This window comes from Pseudomonas sp., assembly GCF_049590575.1.
Lineage (GTDB): Bacteria > Pseudomonadota > Gammaproteobacteria > Pseudomonadales > Pseudomonadaceae > Aquipseudomonas.
In genome coordinates this window covers 1-3,698 of record NZ_JBAWDE010000210.1, presented here as the reverse complement: position 1 = coordinate 3,698, position 3,698 = coordinate 1, and the positions used below count along the sequence as shown (strand labels likewise).

Annotated in this window: 1 protein-coding gene and 1 pseudogene; both read right to left on the bottom strand. The window is 63.7% G+C overall.

Annotated features, from left to right (window positions below; genetic code table 11):
• Positions 1 to 863, bottom strand: a pseudogene (locus WBR57_RS13835) (phytase); the annotation flags it as partial.
• A 128-nt stretch (positions 864 to 991) separates the two neighbouring features.
• A complete protein-coding gene (locus tag WBR57_RS13830) occupies positions 992 to 3,505 on the bottom strand; it encodes a TonB-dependent receptor (protein ID WP_424084290.1) in 2,514 nt (837 codons plus the stop codon).
• Between the last annotated feature and the right edge of the window lie 193 nt (positions 3,506 to 3,698).

Genomic DNA, 3,698 nt, shown 5'->3' with positions numbered 1-3,698 from the left:
AGCGTGCCCTGGTACAGCGCGCCGCTGTCGTCGTCACGCACCAGCAATTGCCGGCCTTGGACGCTGAGCTGTTCGGGCTCCTTCAAGCCAGGCAGGGACAGGCTCGATTGCTCGACCCAACGCTCGCCGGTTTGCTGGAACAGGTGCAGTCGGGCGCTCTTCGGGTCCAGCGCAACCATGCCGCCCGGCACCAGCGCCATGGCGCCGGCTTCGCGCCTGGGGCTGTCGAACAACGCCACCGGGGTGCGTTTCACCTCGGCCTCCGGGTGCGCCGGGTAGGCCCACCAGCCGACGTTTTCTTCGTTCACCACCAACTGATTCGACGCATCATCCACCTGGCAGAACTGCGCCGACGGCGGCAGCGGCACACCGCGTACGCGTTGCGGTTCGGTCAGCAGCGTGGCGCCATTGCCCACCAGCCATTGCTCGCCTTTGCCCTCCTCGCCCACCAGGAACACAAACAGGTTGGCCGCCGAATCGCGGTACAGGCACAGGCCATTCACCGGGTAGTCACGAGTCGGCAGGTACAGCGGTTTGCCCCAGCTTTTGCCGGCACTGTCCAGGCTGATCAGCAACGCCTGCTGCCGGTCGTTGTCAAGGCTGGCGACCAGCACCTGGGCCCCGGCGGCGCGGGTGTCGAGGCTGCTGAAATTGCCGTTGAAACGCGCCAGTTCGGCGCCTTTGCTGTCGAGCAGTTGCAAGCCGTCGCGGGGGCTGGCGGCCAGGCGTTCGCTGGTGTTGGGCAGGAAGGCGATGGCTTCGGCCTTCAGGCTGGGTGCCCACGGGGTCAGTGCCAGGTCGGCGGCGAACGCATGACTGCTGGAGGCCAGGGCGATCAGCAGGTACAGCTTGGAGATTCTCATGAACAAACAAATCCTGTGAATACGATGAAGATCCAATGTGGCAAAGGCGGTGTGTCATTTGCCGAATGGGGTGGCTGATCCACCGCCATCGGGGGCAAGCCCCCTCCCACAGTTGGAATGTGTTGAATTCAGAAATGGGTAAAGGTCAGGCCCACTGTGTAGGTCGGGCCGTACTCTTCGTATTGGCCGTTGTAGCTGCGGTGGCCGGTGTAGACGAAGTACGACTCGTCGGTGAGGTTCTGGGCCTCGAAGCTGACTTGCAGGTTTTTGGTGAGCGAGTAGCGCGCGCTGAAGTCGACGAAGGTCTGGGCGTCGACATGCAGGTCGTGGGCCTTGTCGTTGATCGAGGCCAGCTCGTACAGGTAGGCCGACTTGTAGTTGGCCGACAGGCGCAGGCTGAGCTTGTCGTCTTCCCAGCCGAGCATCAGGTTGCCGACGGTGTCCGACTGATTGGGCAGGCTGATGTTGCGTTTGCGGTTTGTGCCGCTGGCGGCGTCGAAGCCTTCGATGTCCGCGCTGGAGCGGCTGAAGGTGCTGTTGGCGCCGATCAGCAAGCCGTTCCACGGCGCGGGCAGCCAGTCGAATTTCTGCGAATAGGCCAACTCCAGGCCGTACAGCTTGGCGCTGTCGCCGTTGTCGTAGGTGTGGGCCTCGGCGAAGTTGGTCCAGGCCCCGGTGCCGGCAAGGTCGGTGTTGTAGACGAAATTCTTGATGTCTTTGTAGAACACGAAGGCCGACACGGTGCCGGCGCGGCCCATGAAGTGCTCGATACCCAGGTCGAGGTTGCTCGATTCGAGGGGCTTGAGGTCCGGGTTGCCGAAGGTCGCCTCGTCATCGTCGATCACAAAACCCGGCGCCAGCTGGCCGAAGGTCGGGCGCACCACGGACTTGGTCCAGGCCGCTCGCACTTGGGTGTTTTTGTCGATCTGGTAGCGCGCATGCAGGCCCGGCAGCCAGTGGTGGTAGCGGCGCTTGGTCTCGGTGGGGGTGAACACACCGTCGGTGGCGCCGGTGCCCTTGGCTTCGAACTCGGTGCCTTCGTAGCGCAGGCCGGCGATAAAGCGCCAGTCGTCGATATCGATCGTGTTCATCAGGTAGCCGGCGTTGATGTCTTCGCGGATCGTGAAGTCGTTGACCCGCGATTCGGTCTCGTCGTAGAAATCCGCCGGGTTGAGACCGCCGATCAGCTGCTTGATGGCGCTGGGGCTGATGCCGGGGCCGTAGTGACCGAGGCGATAGTCGACCTTGCCCTTCTGGAATTGGCTGAGGTTGAGTTGATCGGCGCTGAAGCCGAGGGTGTCGAAGTCCTCATACACCCAGGCTTGCAGGTCATTGTCCTTGTGGCGGCGGCTGACTTTGCCGCCGAATTTGACCTGGGACGCGTAGCCGCTCAGGTCGTAGTCGCGGGCCAGGTCCAGGCGCAGGTTTTTCTCGGTGTCCTGGGTGTTCTGTTTTTCCCAGTCGACTTTATCGAGGGTGAAGTTGCTCGCGTCGTAGAAGCCGGCACCGATGATCGGGCGCGGCTTGTCCTTGTCGTAGAAACCGCTGTTGGCAAAATCGCCGCCGTCAAAGGTCGCGCCGGCGATATGCGCCGGGCTGTCTTCGCTGGACTGGCTGTAACCCGCCTGGCCGCTGAGGGTCCACAGGCCAAGCATGCGCTCACCGCCGAATACGTAGGACTGGATCTTCTGGGTTTCCTCACGGTGCTTCAGCTTGCGTTTGCCCTCGGCATCGCCCAGCTCGCCCGGCGCCTGCGGGTCGGCGAATTCGAGGCTGGTGGCGTTGCGGGTTTCGGTGTCGGTGTAGCGGCTGTAGAGGGTGCGCAGGTAATAGCTGCTGAGGTCATCGGGCTTGTAGTCGAAATTCAGGCCGCCGCCGGCGCGTTCGCGGCTGATGTCGTAGTCGCGTTGTTCGAATTCGTTGAGCCTGGCGCCGTCGGTGAAGTCCCAGGCGCCGCCGGTCTCGACGTTGTCCGAACCGAAGTCGCGCTTCTGCCAGCTGAGAGCGGCGGCCACGCCAAAGTTGTCGATGCCGTCGCCGAGGCTGAATCGGTTGCTGGCGGCGCCGGAGAATTTCGGGCTGGTCTGGCGGGTGTTCTTGTCGTAGCTGGCTTCGCTGCTGCCGGTGTAGAACAGGCCTTTGTGGTCGAAGGCCGACAGGCTTTGCACATCGACGGTGCCGCCGAGGGAGTTGGCGTCCATGTCCGGGGTCAGGGTCTTGATCACCGACAGCGACTGCACCAGCTCGGAGGGCAGCACGTCGAGGGCCACGGCGCGGCGTGCGCTTTCCGGGGCGGGTACCAGGGTGCCGTTGATGGTCACGCTGTTGAGGTCCGGGCCCAGGCCGCGCACGCTGACGAAACGCCCTTCGCCCTGGTCGCGCTCCACACTGATGCCCGGCAGGCGCTGCGCCGCTTCGGCAACGTTTTGATCCGGCAACTGGGCCACGCCATCGGCATGCACCACGCTCTTGATGCTGTCGGCGCTGCGCTGCTCTTTGAGCGCCTGGTCGATGGCGGCGGCCTGGCCGACCACTTCGACATGCTCGGTGGCGGCCGCGTCGGCCGCATTCAGCCGTTCGCTGGCCATCGCCAGGGCCAAGGCGGTAAGCGTAAAGCTGACGAGCCCGGTGCGCTTGTACATGCAATCCTCCCCAAGAATCGGTTGGCGCCAGGCAAGTGGCCCGGCAACTGGGAGGGCACGCTAGGGGTGGGGGATGACGGTTCTGTGACAGGGGTTGGCAGAAGTCCCCGTATACCAGGGTTTAGAGCGACCCTGAGTGCACAAATGAGCTGAAATGACCTCGATTAAGTGTGGGAGCGGGCTTGCTCGCGAA

Bases quoted from the DNA above. Each gene is read 5' to 3' on its own strand.
- WBR57_RS13830 (WP_424084290.1), bottom strand. From the start codon at position 3,505: ATGTACAAGCGCACCGGGCTCGTCAGCTTTACGCTTACCGCCTTGGCC.